This window comes from Delftia sp. PX-1 (assembly GCF_055797465.1).
Genome location: NZ_CP184763.1, coordinates 3,648,579 through 3,665,153, shown reverse-complemented (window position 1 = coordinate 3,665,153; position 16,575 = coordinate 3,648,579). Strand labels below are relative to the sequence as shown.

Annotated in this window: 8 protein-coding genes; 3 read left to right on the top strand and 5 right to left on the bottom strand. The window is 69.2% G+C overall.

Annotated elements, in window-relative coordinates; translation table 11 throughout:
- The first annotated feature begins 47 nt into the window (after nt 1-47).
- From ACN20X_RS16835 to ACN20X_RS16825, 3 genes are all read left to right on the top strand, one after another.
- The gene (locus ACN20X_RS16835; RefSeq protein ID WP_016445923.1) at nt 48-743 is read left to right on the top strand and encodes a fumarylacetoacetate hydrolase family protein; all 696 of its coding nucleotides are present in this window, start codon (nt 48-50) and stop codon (nt 741-743) included.
- A gap of 147 nt (nt 744-890) precedes the next feature.
- Nucleotides 891-1,454 (top strand): NUDIX hydrolase, encoded by a 564-nt coding sequence (locus ACN20X_RS16830; RefSeq protein WP_016453500.1) that lies wholly within the window; start codon nt 891-893, stop codon nt 1,452-1,454.
- A gap of 249 nt (nt 1,455-1,703) precedes the next feature.
- Nucleotides 1,704-4,514, top strand: coding sequence for a chemotaxis protein CheW (locus ACN20X_RS16825; RefSeq protein ID WP_473209632.1), 2,811 nt, complete (start codon nt 1,704-1,706; stop codon nt 4,512-4,514).
- A gap of 19 nt (nt 4,515-4,533) precedes the next feature.
- Here ACN20X_RS16825 and ACN20X_RS16820 read toward each other — a convergent pair whose 3' ends face one another.
- From ACN20X_RS16820 to ACN20X_RS16800, 5 genes are all read right to left on the bottom strand, one after another.
- Nucleotides 4,534-5,541: a patatin-like phospholipase family protein gene (locus tag ACN20X_RS16820; RefSeq protein WP_016453502.1), complete on the bottom strand. Its 1,008-nt coding sequence runs from the start codon at nt 5,539-5,541 to the stop codon at nt 4,534-4,536.
- The gene (ligA, locus tag ACN20X_RS16815; RefSeq protein WP_016453503.1) at nt 5,541-7,676 is read right to left on the bottom strand and encodes an NAD-dependent DNA ligase LigA; all 2,136 of its coding nucleotides are present in this window, start codon (nt 7,674-7,676) and stop codon (nt 5,541-5,543) included. The genes ACN20X_RS16820 and ligA overlap by 1 nt, the downstream gene beginning before the upstream one ends.
- A 47-nt stretch (nt 7,677-7,723) precedes the next feature.
- Entirely contained in the window at nt 7,724-9,064 is a 1,341-nt protein-coding gene (locus ACN20X_RS16810) for a cell division protein FtsZ (protein WP_473209631.1), read from the bottom strand.
- A gap of 57 nt (nt 9,065-9,121) precedes the next feature.
- Nucleotides 9,122-12,649: a chromosome segregation protein SMC gene (gene smc, locus ACN20X_RS16805; RefSeq protein ID WP_016453505.1), complete on the bottom strand. Its 3,528-nt coding sequence runs from the start codon at nt 12,647-12,649 to the stop codon at nt 9,122-9,124.
- Nucleotides 12,650-12,782: 133 nt separating this feature from the next.
- Nucleotides 12,783-16,064, bottom strand: a complete 3,282-nt coding sequence (locus ACN20X_RS16800) for a bifunctional diguanylate cyclase/phosphodiesterase (protein ID WP_473209630.1) — start codon at nt 16,062-16,064, stop codon at nt 12,783-12,785.
- Between the last annotated feature and the right edge of the window lie 511 nt (nt 16,065-16,575).

The following is a 16,575-nucleotide window of genomic DNA, read 5'->3' as shown; positions in this document are numbered from 1 at the left end:
ACACTTGCGGCGGCGCCCAAGAGACAAGGCGCCAGAGGAACACCGACATGAGCTACGTTTTCAACCCGCCCGCCGTGGCCAGCGTACCCGTCCTGGGCCGCCCCGAGCGCTTCCCCGTGCACCGCATCTACTGCGTGGGCCGCAACTACGAAGAACACGCCAAGGAGATGGGCTTCACCGGCCGCGAGCCGCCCTTCTTCTTCCTCAAGCCTGCCGACGCCATCGTGCCCGTCGAGGCCGGCACCACGGGCACCATGCCCTACCCCACGCTGACCTCCAACCTGCACCACGAGATCGAGCTCGTCGTGGCCATCGGCAAGGCGGGCAAGAACATCCTGGCAGCCGATGCGCTGGACTACATCTGGGGCTACGCCGTGGGCCTGGACATGACGCGCCGCGACCTGCAAAACGACATGAAGAAGCAGGGCCGACCCTGGTGCATCGGCAAGGCCTTCGAGCATGCCGCACCCATCGGCCCCATCACCCCGGCAGCCGAGGCCGGCGACATCGCCAAGGCCGCGATCTCGCTGCAGGTCAATGGCGCCGACCGCCAGCGCAGCGACATCGGCAAGCTGATCTGGAACATTGCCGAGACCATCGAGCACCTGTCGGCGGCCTGGGAACTGCAGCCCGGCGACCTGATCATGACGGGCACGCCCGAAGGCGTGGCCGCCGTGGTGCGCGGTGACCTGCTGGAAGGCCGCATCGACGGGCTGAGCCCCTTGAGCGTCAAGATCGCCTGAGTTTTCTCTGAGCCTGGCGACAGGCCGGCAAGGCAGCAGGGAGCACGCTCCCCGGCCTGCCGGCCTTTGTGTTTGAACCCACGGTCCGCCGCACGGAATGCCTTACTGCCTTCCGTCTGGCGGCGCTTTCACTTTCATGGTGTCGGCATGATTTTTCGCAGCCCCATCAAGTTCTGCCGAGCCTGCGGCACGGCGGTGGTCTACCGCCTTCCTGACGATGGCGACACGCGCGAGCGCGCCGTGTGCCCGCACTGCCACACCATCCACTACGAGAACCCGCTGAACGTGGTGGGCACCATCCCCGTGACCGACGACGGCCGCGTGCTGCTGTGCAAGCGCAACATCGAGCCACGCCGGGGCCTGTGGACCCTGCCCGCAGGCTTCATGGAACTGGCCGAGACCACGGCACGCGGCGCCCAGCGCGAGACCGACGAGGAAGCCGGCGCCGACATCGAGATGGGGCCGCTGTTTTCCATCGTGGACGTGCCCAAGGTCAGCCAGGTCCATCTGTTCTACCGCGCCCGTCTGCGCAGCGAGCAGTTCTACCCCGGCCCCGAGACCATGGAGGCCCGCCTGTTTGCGCAGGCCGATGTTCCCTGGGAAGAACTGGCCTTCCGCACCGTGCGCGTGACGCTGGAGCGCTACTTCGCCGACCGGGCTGCCGGCCTGCTGGACGCGCACCGGGTGCACTCCATCGACCTGAGCCTGTAGGCCTGCACGGCCGCCAGGCACCACCGTGCTGCACGGGGCGCCGGCGTACGCACTGCGGTGATGCCGGGCCATGCCCCGGTGTGGCACCGGACGGGCTGCGTGCGGGGAGCAGGCGGCGGTCCGTCATCCCTATGTCACCTTGCAGACACATTTAGTCACAAACTGGCCTCCTTCTTGCTCTTTGCATAGGGCTTTTCCCTGAGCGGAAAAGTTGGTTTACCGAACCTGAACCTGACTGCGGAGCGCCCCATGGCCACATCCCTGCCCACCGACCTGATTCTTCCCCACCTGCGGGAACTCAACCGCAACGCCGCCGACCTGCGCGAGATCCGGCTCATGTGGCGTCTCATCGAGGCTTCGGCCCGCATGCAGGCCTCGCAGCAGGGACAGGCCCTGGTGTCCATGCTGACCGACACGCGCCAGGGGTTGGAGCAGCTGGAGCAAGGCCTGCTGCAGTCGCAGCTGGCCCAGTCCGCGCAGGAAGCCATGGCCCAGCTGGGCATGCAGTCCAGCCATGCCATCGACCTGCTGGTGCGCAGCCTCTACGAGCGCACGGCCGATGTCGGCTTCCTGGCCGCCGATTCCGTGCTGTGCGAGGCCATGGCCCAGCTCGGCGATGGCGACATCCTGCTGGACATGGCCGCGGGCGGCCTGCACGCCTGGCAGGCTCCGCTGCAGCTGCACCTGCAGGCCTACCGTGCCAAGTACACGGTCTACGACGACATCCTGCTGCTGGACACCCAGGGCCAGGTCTGTGCACGCGCCCAGGCAGGCGACAAGCCGCTGCCGCCCTGCGCCGAGGGCTGGTTCCAGCAGTGCCTGCAGCAGGCCGGCCATGTCAGCCATTTCGGCGCCAGCTGCGTGCTGCCCGGCGCAGACCGCCTGATCTACGCGCAGCGCCTGCTGCACCCACGCACCATGGCGGTGCTCGGCGTGCTGTGCCTGAGCTTCGACTTCGCCGCCGAGATGCAGGCCATCTTTGCCTCGGGCGGGCCGCGCGCCCAGGTGGGGCTGCTGTTGGACGACGGCGGACTGGTCATCGCCAGCAGCGATGCCCACTGGATAGCCCCCGGCAGCCGCGTGCCCATGCACCATGGTGATGCCGTGCAGCCGCTGATCCATGCAGGCCGCACCTACCTGGTGCGCACGGCGCGCGCCCTGCCCTACCAGGGCTACGCGGGGCCGCAGGGCTGGCAGACCCAAGTAATGGCACCGCTGGACCTGGCCTTCGCCGCGCAGCAAAGACCGCAGGTGCTGCAGGCGCTGGAGCCGGCCATTGCCGAGGGGCTGATGGCCCAGGCGCGCGGCTTTTGCCCGCCCCTGCACGCCATGGCACGCGCGGCCGACGACATACGCCGCGTGGTCTGGAACGGCCAGGTGCTGGCTGCCAGCCAGGCGCCGGAGTCCCCCGTGCAGGGCACGGCCCACCCGGACCCGCTGCAGGCCGTGCTGGAGCAGATGAGCGAGACCGGCGACCTGACCCATGCCGTGTTCACGCGCGCCATCCACGGCCTGCACGAGACGGCGCTGTCCACGCGGCTGCAGGAGCACACCACGCTGAACCGGCTGCTGATGGACCTGCTGGAGCGCAATCTCTACGAACGCGCCAACGATTGCCGCTGGTGGGCCCTGACGCCAGGCCTGCAGAAAGTGCTGCAAGACAACAGCGGCTGCCTGGCCCTGTCGGTACAGGCACACGACGCCGCGCAGCGTCTGCTGGAGCAGCTCAATGCGCTGTACACCGTCTATGCGCGCATTGCGCTGTATGACGCCCAGGGCCTGGTGCTGGCCTGCAGCCATGAGGACGAACCCGGTCTGCCGCTGTCACCCGGCGTGCGCGTGCAGGCCTCGGCACTGCAGGCCACCATGGCGCTGCGCGATGCCCAGGCCTATCACGTGCAGGAGCTGGACGATGGGGGCCTGCCCGTCCACGTCTACCACGCCGCATTGCGCGCCCCCTCAACCACCAATGGACATGGGCATGGGCAGGGCGCAGATCAGGGCCCCGCCATCGGCGGCATTGCCCTGCTGTTCCACACGCGCCGAGAACTGCAGGCCATGCTGCAGGCCGCTGCACCGGAGCAGTCCGAAGACGCCGGCCCCGAAGACCACGGCCTGCCCCGTTTGCCGATGGAGGCTTTCTACGTGGCACGCGACGGCCGCATCATCGCCGCCAGCCACGGCGGTCGGCCGCTGGGCAGTTGCATAGAAGGCGTGGCCGGGCTGGCAACGCTGGCCGATGGAGAGGTACGCAGCAGCATCGAGGAAATCGAAGGCCACTACTGCATCGTCGGCATGGCCGCCGGGCGAGGCTACCGCGAGTTCCGGCTGGACCAGGGCGCGGCACGCGATGCAAAGGAAAGCGCAACGGAGGACACACTGGCCGGCCTCGTCAGCCTGAGCCTGCAGCGGCTGGGGCCTGTGCATGCCGATGCGCGCAACCGCGCCCTGCGCCTGGCGCCGGCCACGCGGCTGGATGGCTCGCGTCCTGTCGCGCGTGCGCTCGCCGCGCACGGCGGTGGCGATGCGCCGGTGGAACTGGCCAGCTTCTACGTGGGCGCCAGCCTGCTGGCCCTGCGCGCGGCCGATGTCTGCGAGGCCCTGCCCGCCAGCGCCATCTCGCCCGTGGCGGCAGGGCGGCTGCCGTTTTGCGTGGGTGCGCTGGCGCGGCGCAGCCAGGGCAGCGTCAGCGGCTATGTCTGGGTGTTCGACCTGGCCGCGCTGCTGCAGGGCCGGCCCGGCGTGGTCACCGAGCAGTCGCAGGTCATCGTGGTCCAGCACGGCGGCCTGCGCGTGGGGCTGCTGGTCAGCGCGCTGCAAGGCGTGCACCGGCTGCCGGCCAGCGCGCTGGTGGAATCGCCCATGCTCAGCGTGGCCTCCACGACGCCGGCCCTGGTGCGGGAGCTGGTGCATGCCGGCGCGGGCCTGCCGCTGATCCAGTGCCTGGATCCGGCTGCATTGATGCAACGGCTGCAGCCTTCGCGCGGCGCGGCGGCCAACGCAGACCGCAGCGCGGCAGCAGTGGAGCGCGAGGCGGCCTGGGATGCCCAGGCGGCATAGGGCGCGTTCCCCCGGGGCCTCACAGACCCCAGTGGCGCAGGCCCGGAAGCGCGGCCTGCGCCGCCTCGTAGCCTTCGTCGATGGCCTCGCGGGCGCGGTGGAAGTCCAGCAGGCCCAGGTGGGACAGGCGCGGGGCGATCACCAGCTCGGGCGGGTCGCCCGCCATGCGGCTGCGCGTGATGCGCATCTGCATGATGTTGACGCTGGTCATCACCACGTCCAGCAGCGAGGGCGGCCGGGGCGGGGGCTCGGTCTCGCGGCCTGCCTCATCGCGGTGGTGGCCGGGCATCCACCCCATCACGCCGCGCTGCAGCCGGCGCATCCAGGCCGAGCCGGCCACGGCGCTGGCCTGGCCCGACAGGTCCTCGGGCGCCACGCCCTGCTCCACGGCGGGCGGGGCCTCCTCCAGCGGCGGCGCAGCGGCCATGGCGGCAGCGGGCGCCAGCGGCCGCATGTGGCGCCGCATGATGTCGGCATTGAGATCGACCGCGATCACGATGTCCGCGCCCATGGCGCGCGCCAGCGAGGCGGGCACGGGGTTGACGATGCCGCCATCGACCAGCAGCCGCCCTTCGCGCTGCACGGGCGTGAACAGGCCGGGCAGCGCGATGGAGGCGCGCACGGCATCGGCGATGGAGCCCTTGCGCAGCCAGACCTCGGCACCCGAATGCAGGTCGGTGGCCACGGCGCCGAAGGGAATCCTCAGATCCTCGATGGCCGAGTCCACGAAATGCTCGCGCCAGAACGAGATCAGCTTCTCGCCCTTGAGCATGCCGCCCGCGATGTTGAAGTCCATGAAGCCGAAGACCTTGCGCATGCCCAGGCCCAGCACCCATTCCTCGAAGCGCTGCATTTCACCGGCCGCATAGGAGGCGCCCACCAGGGCGCCGATGGACGAGCCGCAGATGATGTCGGGCCGCAGGCCCGCATCCTCGAGCGCGCGCAGCACGCCGAAATGCGCCCAGCCGCGCGCCGACCCGCTGCCCAGCGCCAGGCCGACCACGGGTTTGCGCGGACTCAGCGCCATCAGCCCTGCTCCGCTGCGGCTGCAGCAGGGGGGTCACCCGCCAGCAGGGCCAGCATGCCGGCCTCGTCCAGCACGGGCACACCCAGTTCCTCGGCCTTGGCCAGCTTGCTGCCGGCCTCGGCGCCCGCCACCACGTAGCTGGTCTTTTTGCTGACCGATCCGGAGACCTTGGCGCCAGCGGCCTCCAGCATCTCCTTGGCCTGGTCGCGGCCCAGCGTGGGCAGCGTGCCGGTGAGCACCACGGTCATGCCGGCCAGGGGCTGGGCGGTCTGCTCGCGCGCCGCGCCCTCTTCCCAGTGCACGCCGCAGGCACGCAACTGCTCGACCACCTCGCGGTTGTGGGGCTGGGCGAAGAAGGTGTGGATGCTCTCGGCCACGATGGGCCCGACGTCGCGCACCTGCAGCAGTTGCTCGACGCTGGCGTCCATGATGGCGTCCAGCTGGCCGAAATGGCGGGCCAGGTCCTTGGCCGTGGACTCGCCGACCTGGCGGATGCCCAGGCCGAAGAGGAATCGCGCCAGCGTGGTCTTCTTGGATTTCTCCAGCGCATCCAGCACGTTCTGGGCCGACTTCTCGGCCATGCGGTCCAGCGATGCCAGGGCCACCAGGCCCAGGCGGTAGAGGTCGGGCAGCGTGCGCACCACATGGCCGTCCACCAACTGGTCCACCAGCTTGTCGCCCAGGCCCTCGATGTCCATGGCGCGCCGCGCGGCGAAGTGCAGGATGGCCTCCTTGCGCTGCGCCGGGCAGAACAGGCCGCCCGTGCAGCGGTGGTTGGCCTCGCCCTTGGGGCGCGACACCGCGCTGCCGCAGATGGGGCATGCAGCGGGCATGCGGAAGTTGGGCACATAGGCCGGCCGGTCGCCGGGCACGCGGCCCACGACTTCGGGAATCACATCGCCGGCGCGGCGCACGACCACGGTGTCGCCGGTGCGCACGCGCTTCTTGCGGATCTCGAACAGGTTGTGCAGCGTGGCATTGGTGACGATGACGCCGCCCACGGCCACGGGCGCCAGGCGCGCCACGGGGGTGAGCTTGCCCGTGCGGCCGACCTGTATGTCGATGCCTTCCATGCGCGTGGGCATTTCCTCGGCCGGGTACTTGTGGGCCACGGCCCAGCGCGGCTCGCGCGAGACAAAGCCCAGCTGGCGCTGCTGGGCCAGGCTGTTGACCTTGTAGACCACGCCGTCGATCTCGTAGGGCAGCGTGGCGCGCTCGGCGCCCATGCGCTGGTGGAAGGCCACCAGCTCGGCCGCACCCTTGGCAATGCAGACCTGGGGCGCCACCGGGAAGCCCCAGTCGCGCAGCGTCTGCAGCATGGCGTAGTGGGTGCCGAAGTCGGGGCCGCCCTGCGCGGCCGGCGTGATCTCTCCCAGGCCATAGGCGAAGAAGGACAGCGGTCGCTGCGCAGCAATGCCCGAGTCCAGCTGGCGCACCGAGCCCGCCGCCGCATTGCGCGGATTGGCAAAGCTCTTGCCGCCGGCGGCCTGCTGGCGTTCGTTGAGCCGGACGAAGTCGGCGCGGCCCATGTAGACCTCGCCGCGCACCTCGACCACGGGCGGCACGCCCTTGCCTTCGGGAAGGGACAGCGGAATCTTGCGGATGGTGCGGATGTTGTGTGTGACGTCCTCGCCCACCTCGCCGTCGCCGCGCGTGGTGGCCTGCACCAGGCGGCCGTTCTCGTAGCGCAGGTTCATGGCCAGGCCATCGAACTTGGGCTCGGCCACGTATTCCACGGGCGGTGCGCCTTCGGCCAGTTCCAGCTCCTTGCGGATGCGTGCGTCGAAGGCCTCGGCACCCGTGGCCTCGTTGTCGGTCTCGGTGCGGATGCTGAGCATGGGCACGGCATGGCGCACAGGCATCAGGCCGTCTAGCACGGCGCCGATCACGCGCTGCGTGGGCGAGTCCGGGGTGACCAGTTCGGGGTAGGCACCTTCCAAGGCCTGCAATTGCTGGAAGACGCGGTCGTACTCGCCGTCGGGCACGGTGGGCGTGTCCAGCACGTAGTACTCATGTGCCCATTGGTTGAGCTGGGCGCGCAGCGCCTGCACCTTGGCCAGCACCTTGTCGGGGGCGGCCCCGGACTCCGGCGCCGCGGGGGCTGCGCCGGAGAAGAGATCCAGATTGTCGTTCATGGGGTTGAGGCCAGGAGCCTGTTGTGCACCAGGGGCACCGCGCCGCGTCAGCTGAACAGTCGCCGCGCCAGCATGGAGCCCGCCGACAGCTCGCGGCTGTCGAGCTTGTCATAGAGTTGTTCCAGGTCGTGCTGGATGGGGTCCAGCGCCATGGCCGGAAGCAGGTAGCCGTTCTGGTCGCAGAGCACTCCATCCATGGTCTGGCACAGGCGCTCGGCCACCTGGCGCAGCTGCACGAAGGCCTGCTCGCCGCGCGGCACCTGGGGCACGTCCAGGCTCAGCAGGAACTCGCGCACCACCGAGGTGTCCAGGTCGTCGGCCATGGCCGCCTGCGGGTCGTAGTTGAGCACCAGTACCGGCGGCATGCCGGGCGTGGGCGAAGGCAGGGCCATGCGCCCGGGCATGGAGCCCGGCAGAAAGCCCTGGCGCGATGCGTTCTGCTGCACATAGCCCGCGCTCCAGGAGGCCTGGCGTGCGCGCAGCATGAAGGTGAGCTGGGCATCGTGCTCGCTGGCGAACTGGTCGAGCTCGCGCGCACGCGCCACTTCCTGCAGCATGTCGGGCACGTCGGGCGTGGCGCCCAGCGCGTCGGCAAAGCGCTGCACCTTGGCAACGAACTCGGAGAACTCGATCTCGTTGAGCGCACCCGTGCGGTTGGCCAGCTGCACGCCGGCCTGGAAACCCAGGTAGCGCTGGCCGGGCTGCAGCGGCTCCCACTGGTGGGTGGACTGGTTCATGCCTTCGATGGCAAACGGCTTGTTGCCCGCGCGCCGCGTGGCCGGCTGGGCCTGCAGCGCCAGCTCGCCAGGCACGGCCTGGCCGACCTGCACGGGGGCAATGGCATCGATCAGCGCATCCAGGCCCGGCCGGCTGGCCGCAGCGCTGGTCAGGGCCGCGTCGTTGAGGGAAGGCTCGATGGACTGCGGTGCCAACGGGGATGGCGCAGGCACTGACGCAGATGCGGGTGCCGATGCGCTGGCGTCTTCAGCCGCCTGCAGGGCATGGGCCGCCTGCGCGTTCTGCACCGCCTGGGCTGCCTTGGCCGCCAAAGCGGCCTGGGCCTCGGCCTGGCGCTGCTGCTCTTCGAGCTGGACCAGATGGGCCAGTTCGGCATCGGTTTCGGCAAAGCGGTCCACGGCGGTAGGGCTCTGGCCCGGGGCTGCCGTGCCGAAGTCGCCCAGCACGGGCTCGCGCAGGCTGTGCGTCAGGTCCGGGCCGTGGCCCACGGTGTCCATGCCGGGTTCATGGCGCGAGGGATCGCGCTGCGCCTCTTCGACGGGGTCGGCGCGCTTGGGTGCGTTGCGGCGTGCGGACCAGCTGTTGTAGGCAATGATCAGGGCCAGCACCACAAAGCCCAGGACGGCCAGACTGATTTGCAGGTTACTCATGGAATGAAGGAATGAAACGTCGTTCCAGCAAATGGGTTCGGAAGGTTGCGGACATGCTCAGGATAGCTCAGCCATGGACAGCGCGGACTCCATGTCCACGGCCACGATGCGGGACACGCCCTGCTCCTGCATGGTCACGCCGATGAGCTGCTGCGCCATTTCCATGGCGATCTTGTTGTGGCTGATGAACAGGAACTGCGTGCCCTTGCTCATGCTGGCCACCAGCTTGGCATAGCGCTCGGTGTTGGCGTCGTCCAGCGGCGCGTCCACCTCGTCCAGCAGACAGAACGGCGCCGGGTTGAGCTGGAAGATGGCGAAGACCAGGGCAATCGCCGTCAGCGCCTTCTCGCCACCGGACAGCAGGTGGATGGTCTGGTTCTTCTTGCCGGGCGGCTGCGCGATCACCTGCACGCCCGAGTCCAGGATTTCATCGCCGGTGATCACCAGCTTGGCCTGGCCACCGCCGAACAGCTCGGGGAACATGCGCCCGAAATGCCCGTTCACGGTCTCGAAGGTGCCCGACAGCAGCTCGCGCGTCTCGGCGTCGATCTTGCGGATGGCATCTTCCAGCGTGTTCATGGCCTGGGTCAGGTCCTCGGTCTGCGCGTCAAGGAAGGTCTTGCGCTCGCGCGCCAGCTTCAGCTCGTCCAGCGCCGCCAGGTTGACCGCGCCCAGGGCGGCGATCTCGCGGTGCAGCCGGTCGATTTCGCCCTGCAGGCCGTGCATGCGCACATTGGCCTCGGCAATGGACTGGGAGACGGCGGCCAGGTCGGCACCGGCCTCCTCCAGCAGGGTGGAGTACTGCTCCAGGCCCAGGCGCGCGGCCTGCTCCTTGAGCTGGAATTCGGTGATGCGCTGGCGCAGCGGGTCCAGCGCCTTCTCCAGCTGCTGGCGGCGTTCGTCGCTGGCGCGCAGCTTGTTGGTCAGGTCGTCATATTCGCTGCGGCGCGCGGCCACGGCCTGCTCGCGCTGCATCTTCAGATCCAGCGCGTCCTGCAGACCGCCCTGGGCGGCGGCATCGGTCAGGCGCGTGAGTTCGTCCTGCGCGCGCTGCTGCTCGTCGGCCAGCGAGCGGGCCTGCTGGCTGGCCGTCTCTATGGTGCGGCTGAGTTCGCCCCGGCGCGCCTCCAGGCTGCGCCGCGAGAAAGTGGCCTCCTGGGCCTGGCGCTCCAGCGTGCGCAGCTGCTCGCGCGATTCGTTCAGGCGCCGCTCGGACTCCAGCACCTTGTCGCCCAGCTGGGCATGGCGCTCCTGGCTGTCGGCCAGCTGCATGTCCAGTTCCTCGAAGCGGGCTTCGGCCGCCACGCGGCGCTCCTCGATGTCGGACAGCTGGGCCTCGACCTCGGCCAGGTCGGCACTGATCTGGGCATTGCGCGCGCGGGCCTGCTCGGCCAGCTGCGACAGGCGCAGGGTCTCGACCTGCAGCTCATGGGCGCGGCCTTGCGATTCGCTGGCCTCGCGCCGGGCGCTGACCAGGCGCTGCGAGGCCTCGGCATAGGCGCTTTCGGCACGCACCAGGGCCGTGCGCGATTCGTCGGAGATCAGCGCCTGGGCGCGCACTTCCTTTTCGAGGTGCTCGATTTCCTGGGCGCGTGCCAGCAGGCCGGATTGCTCCGAGTCCTGCGCATAGAAGCTCACGCTGTGGCTGCTGACGGCATGGCCCGTGGGCACATAGACCGTCTCGCCGGGCCGCAGCTCGCCGCGGCGCGACAGCGCCTCTTCCAGCGTGGGCGCCGTGTAGCAGTCCTGCAACCAGTCGCCGAGCACGGCGCGCAGGCCGGCATCGTTCACGCGCAGCAGATCGGACAGGTGCTGCCAGCGCCCCGGCGCGGGCGCGGGGGCACCCTGCGGCGGGCTGAAGAAGGCCAGGCGCGCGGGGGGCGCATCGTGCCCGCCTGCGCCCAGGAAGCCGCGCACCATGTCGAGCCGGCCCACTTCCAGCGCGCCCAGGCGTTCGCGCAGCGCGGCCTCCAGCGCGTTTTCCCAGCCGGGCTCGATGGCAATGCGGCTCCACAGGCCCTGCATGCCGTCCAGGCCGTGCTTGGCCAGCCAGGGCTGGAGCTTGCCGTCGGTCTTGACCTTTTCCTGCAGGGCCTTGAGGGCTTCCAGCCGCGCCGACAGGTCGGCATGGCGCGCGGCCTCGGCATTGACGGCCTGCTGGCGCGTGCGACGGTCCTCATCGAGCTGGGGCACGGAGTCCTGCAGCTCGTTGAGCACGGCATCGGCCATTTCAGCCAGTTCGCGGGCCTCGTCCAGCTGGGACTGCAGATTGTTGAGGCGGGCCTCGTCGGGTGTCTCCAGCGCATTGCGGTCGGCGCGCAGTCGCTCGAAGCGGGTCTCGAACTGGCGGCGCTGCTCGTCCAGGCTGCGCTGCTCGGCGGCCAGCACCTGGATCTGCTGCTGCACCTGCACCACGCTGGCGCGCTGGTCGGCATCGGCCTTCTGGGCATTGCGCAGCGCCTCTTCCAGGTCGGGCAGGCGCATGCTCTGCTCCTCGACCTGGGCGGCCAGCATCTCGGCCTGTTCCTCGGCGTCCATGCCGGCGCCGTCGAGATTTTCGATTTCGGCTTCGGCCTCCTCGCGGCGGCTGTTCCACAGCAGCACCTGCTCGGACAGCTGCTGCAGCCGCTGCTGCACGCGCTGGCGGCCTTCGAGCACGTAGCGGATCTCGGCCTCCAGCTTGCCGACCTCGGCCGTGGACTCGTAGAGCTTGGCCTGGGCCTGGTTGACCTGGTCGCTGGCGTCGTAGTGGGCCTGGCGCAGGGTTTCGAGTCCGCTTTCGTTGTTGCGGATGTCGGCCATGCGCTCTTCCAGCTCGTTGACGGCCTTCAGGCCCTCCACGCGCACGCGGTCCTGCTCGGCCTCGGCCTCGGCGCGCTTGAGAAACCACAGCTGCTGCTGCTTGAGCGTGACCTGGGACTGCAGCGCGTTGTACTGCGCCGCCACCTCGGCCTGCTTCTCCAGCCGGTCGAGGTTGTTGTTGAGTTCGCGCAGGATGTCCTCCACGCGCGTGAGGTTCTCGGTGGTGGCCGAGAGTCGGTTCTCGGTCTCGCGCCGGCGCTCCTTGTACTTGGACACGCCTGCGGCCTCTTCCAGGAACAGGCGCAACTCCTCGGGGCGCGACTCGATGATGCGGCTGATCGTGCCCTGGCCGATGATGGCGTAGGCGCGCGGGCCCAGGCCCGTGCCCAGGAACACGTCCTGCACGTCACGGCGGCGCACGGCCTGGTTGTTGATGAAGTAGCTGCTGTTGCCCTCGCGCGTGAGCACGCGCTTGACGGCGATCTCACCGAACTGGCCCCACTGGCCGCCCGCACGGTGGTCGCTGTTGTCGAACACCAGTTCCACGCTGGAGCGGCTGGCCGGCTTGCGGTGCGTGGTGCCGTTGAAGATCACGTCCTGCATGGACTCGCCGCGCAGCTCGCTGGCCTTGCTCTCGCCCAGCACCCAGCGCACCGCATCCATGATGTTGGACTTGCCGCAGCCGTTGGGGCCCACCACGCCCACCAGTTGACCCGGCAGCATGAAGTTGGTGGGCTCGGCGAAGGACTTGAAGCCGGACAGCTTGATGGAATTCAGGCGCACGATGCAGGCACAAAGCGGTCCGCGGCGAACGGACAAACAAGGAGGTGGGGAAAGAACAAGGCAGCTCGGGATGATACCGCGCGCCACCCCCTCTCAAGAATGGAAAGCGGCCCGGGCGGGGCCGCTCCGAATGTCAAGAATGGTTTGAAGGGACCTCTGGCCCCGTGCTGGCGTCGGTGCATTCCACCACTTCGGGCCGGTGTTGCGCCGGCTGGGTCAGGCATGCGGGGCTCAAGGCCGGGGGGCGCTGCGCGGGGGCGGCCTCGCGCACCAGGGCCTCGAAGCTGCGCACGGGCACGGGCGGGCTGAGCAGGTAGCCCTGCCAGACGTGGCAGCTCTGGTCTTCGAGGAATTGGCGCTGCGCCTCGGTTTCCACGCCTTCGGCGATGACCTGCAGTCCCAGGCTGGTGCCCAGGGCGACGATGGTGCGCGCAATGGCCGCGTCGTTGGGGTCGCTGAGCACGTCGCGCACGAAGCTGCGGTCGATCTTGAGCTGGTCCAGCGGCAGGCGCTTGAGATAGGCCAGCGAGGAATAGCCTGTGCCGAAGTCATCCAGCGAGAAGCCCACACCGTGGGCCTTGAGCGTGGCCATCTTGGCGGCCGTGTCGTCCACGTCGGCCAGCAGCAGGCTTTCGGTCAGCTCCAGCTTGAGCAGGCGCGGGTTGGCGCCGTGCTCCTTGAGCGCCTGCAGCACCTGCTCCACGAAGCGCGCCTGGTGGAACTGGCGCGGGCTGACGTTGACGGCCAGCACCATGCAGGCCATTTCGGGGTCCGCCGCCCATTGCGCCAGCTGCCTGCAGGCCTCGCCCAGCACCCATTCGCCCAGTTGCTGGATCAGGCCGGTCTCCTCGGCCAGCGAGACGAAGAGCGAGGGCGGCACCAGCCCTTCGCGCGGGTGGTTCCAGCGCAGCAGGCCTTCGGCGCCCACGATGCGTCCGTGCGCCATCTGCGGCTGGTAGTACAGGACGAACTGGCTGCGCACCAGGCCCTCGCGCATTTCCTGCTCCATGGCCGTGCGCGAGCGCAGCACGGCCTGCAACTGCGGATCGAAGAATTGCAGCGTGTTGCGCCCCATGCCCTTGGCCTGGTACATGGCCATTTCGGCGCGGCGCAGCACCTCGTCGGCGCTCAGTTCCTGCTCGCCGAACAGGCTGGCGCCAATGCTCATCGTGATGTGGCAGGACTGGCCTGCCAACTGCAGCGGCTGCTGCAGCAGCGAACGCATGCGCTGGACCTCGCCTTCCAGCTGCGAGGCCGCATGCATGGAGTCCTTGCCCAGGTCCTCCAGCAGCACGACGAAGTCATCGCCGCTGTGGCGGGCCAGCGTGGCCTCGGGCCCCAGGGACTGCGCCAGGCGCTCGGCAATCATGCGCAGCAGCACATCGCCAAGCTCCAGCCCCAGGCTGTCGTTGAAGGCCTTGAAGTTGTCCACGTCCAGCAGCATGACGGCGCCGCAGCGCCCGCGCCGGCGGCTGGAGGCCAGCGCCTGCTGCAACCGGTCCACCAGCAGGCGGCGGTTGGGCAGGCCGGTGAGCGCGTCGTGGAAGGCCAGGCGGCGGATTTCCTCTTCGGCGGTCTTGCGCTGGCTCTGGTCCTGCAGGATCAGCAGGCAGCCTTCGTCCAGCAGCATGCCGCCTATCGATACGGAACGCGTGCGGCCATCGCTGCCCATGAGCTGGTATTCCTCGCAGTTGAGGGTGCCGCAGCTGTCGGACTCGCCGCTGTGCAGGCTCTGTGCCACGCGCGCCCTCGCCTGCGCGGCCTCGAAGCGGCGCTGCATGCGCAGGCGGCGGGCTTCATCGGGACACATGTTGCACCACCAGCCATCACCATCCATGCCGGCCGTGGCACCGTGGCCCGCCAGGCGCATGAATTCCTCGTTCCAGTAGGCGAAGCGGCCGTCGTCCTGAAGCATGGCCAGGCCCAGAGGCAGGCGCTGGATGACCATGCGCAGATGGCGCGATCCATCGCGCTGCATCTGCTGCAGGTGGCGCCGCGCGCTGATGTCCTGCACCAGCGCCATCAGCCGCCGGGACGGGCCATGGCCCAGCGCGGAGATATGCAGCTCCACCCAGACCAGGGTGCCGTCGCGGCGCCGCAGCTGCCGCTCGATCTGCAGGGCCCCGCGCTGGCCCGCCGTCAGCTCCTGCAGCAGCACCCGGTCGCCCTCCAGGGTTTCGGCCGTCAACAGGGCCAGCAGGGGCCGCTGGCACAGCTGCTGCGCCTCATGGCCCGTAATGTCGCAGTACCTGCGGTTCACATGCAGGACGTTGCCGCTGGCCGCATCGACCTGCACCACGCCCACGGCAGCCTGCTCGAACAGGGCCTGAAAGCGGGCATCGCTCTCGCGCATGCTGCGGGAGGAGGCGCGCAGCTGCGCCCAGCTGGAAGGATGGCGCCGCCACCAGGCCGCCGCCAGCGACGCCAGCAGGGCCGACACGAGCATGCCCAGCGCGAAAAGAACCAGGGGCTGGACACGCTCGGTCCAGGACAGGGCCGTCCCCATGGGAATGAAGTTCAACCGCCACAGCCGGTCCTGGGCCTGCAGCGTCTGCTCCAGCACCACCTGGCCGGTGTCGCCCATGCCGGCCGCCTCCTGCCCGCGCTCCGGCCAGGCCGCGCCCAGGTACAGCGGCAGCGGCGATATGCCGGCCGGCGGCAGGGGCGAGGTCGGGCCTGCGTCATGCATGGCCAGCGCAAGCCGGCGCAGAAAGCCGCGTTCATGCAGGTCCTGCACCAGGTCGTGCACGCGCACGCTGACGTCGGCAGTCCCCAGAAACAGCGGCTGCGCGGCCTCCCCGTCCGGGGACTGGTGGTCCACAAGCGCAAAGACAGGCGCGCGCACCAGCACGGCGGTGGCATGCTCGCCGGGCTGCTTCAGCGCAAACGGTGCCGAGACCACGGCGGCCGCGCTGTCGCGGCTGCGCACCATGCTGGCCATGAGGCTGGGGCGGTCGTGCATGTCCAGGCCGGCAATGGACTCGTTGCCCTCCAGCGGCCAGAGATAGTCGATGAAGAAATAGTGGGGCCCGGGCCGGGCGGTGAAGGCCTGATCCTGGCCGGGCAGACCGCGCTGCGTTGCGGCCCGTGTAAAGGACAGCGCCTGCATGCCCGGCTGCGCCTGTATGCGCAGCGCCTGCGCCATGCGCGCGAAGGCCGATTGCCCCATCTCGGGAGAGGCGGCCAGCTGGTTGGCCACATGCTGGACCATGACCGCGTAGGCATCCAGGCGCATCTCCAGCGCCTGGCGGGCCGACTGGGCCTGCTGGGTATGGCGCTGCAGGTCGATACGCTCCAGCGCCCGCTGCTGCTGCAAGGCAAGCACAGCGCTCAGGCACATGCCCACCGCCATGACGGTTGCGGCTGGCCAGGCGGCCCGGATGGCTACAAGCGTGCGCTGGGCAAAAACTGACATGGAGCGGCTAAGGCGGAATAGGCGGTCACGGGAAATCGGTCCAGGAGCACGGAACCGCTCGTTGCCAGCCCCATGGCAGGGTCACCGGAAAGGGCAGTACAGGCCATGTGGAGCAGAGCGCGAGGATAAATGGATTTCGGCACGCGGCAGGCGAACCATGGATAAGACAAATCCTACAAACACCCTTCCTCTATCGTCTGCAAGCACACTTGCTGAAGGCTGGCCCGGGCAAACCCTAGAGAGCTCCGCAGGCCGGCGTGGGACTGGGGGACCTAACCGTTGCACGCTCCCTCATCCATGAAATCAAAAGCAGCAATTTTGAAACGACAGTGAAACGAATGTTGCGGCGGCAGCCAGCACCGCAGTGCACACGCCCTGTGCTGGCGCGCTGCAAGGCTTGCACGGGTTTTCCCTTGATGCGGATGGCATGGCGCTTGCAACAAACCTGGCCTACTGCCATCGCCTGACACCGCAGGGGACACCGTCCATGGGCATCAACCGCCGCCAGAGG

Excerpts from the sequence above, each read along its gene's own strand:
- ACN20X_RS16835 (WP_016445923.1), top strand. The coding sequence starts at position 48 with ATGAGCTACGTTTTCAACCCGCCCGCCGTGGCCAGCGTACCCGTCCTG.
- ACN20X_RS16830 (WP_016453500.1), top strand. The coding sequence starts at position 891 with ATGATTTTTCGCAGCCCCATCAAGTTCTGCCGAGCCTGCGGCACGGCG.
- ACN20X_RS16825 (WP_473209632.1), top strand. The coding sequence starts at position 1,704 with ATGGCCACATCCCTGCCCACCGACCTGATTCTTCCCCACCTGCGGGAA.
- ACN20X_RS16820 (WP_016453502.1), bottom strand. The coding sequence starts at position 5,541 with ATGGCGCTGAGTCCGCGCAAACCCGTGGTCGGCCTGGCGCTGGGCAGC.
- ligA (WP_016453503.1), bottom strand. The coding sequence starts at position 7,676 with ATGAACGACAATCTGGATCTCTTCTCCGGCGCAGCCCCCGCGGCGCCG.
- ACN20X_RS16810 (WP_473209631.1), bottom strand. The coding sequence starts at position 9,064 with ATGAGTAACCTGCAAATCAGTCTGGCCGTCCTGGGCTTTGTGGTGCTG.
- ACN20X_RS16800 (WP_473209630.1), bottom strand. The coding sequence starts at position 16,064 with ATGTCAGTTTTTGCCCAGCGCACGCTTGTAGCCATCCGGGCCGCCTGG.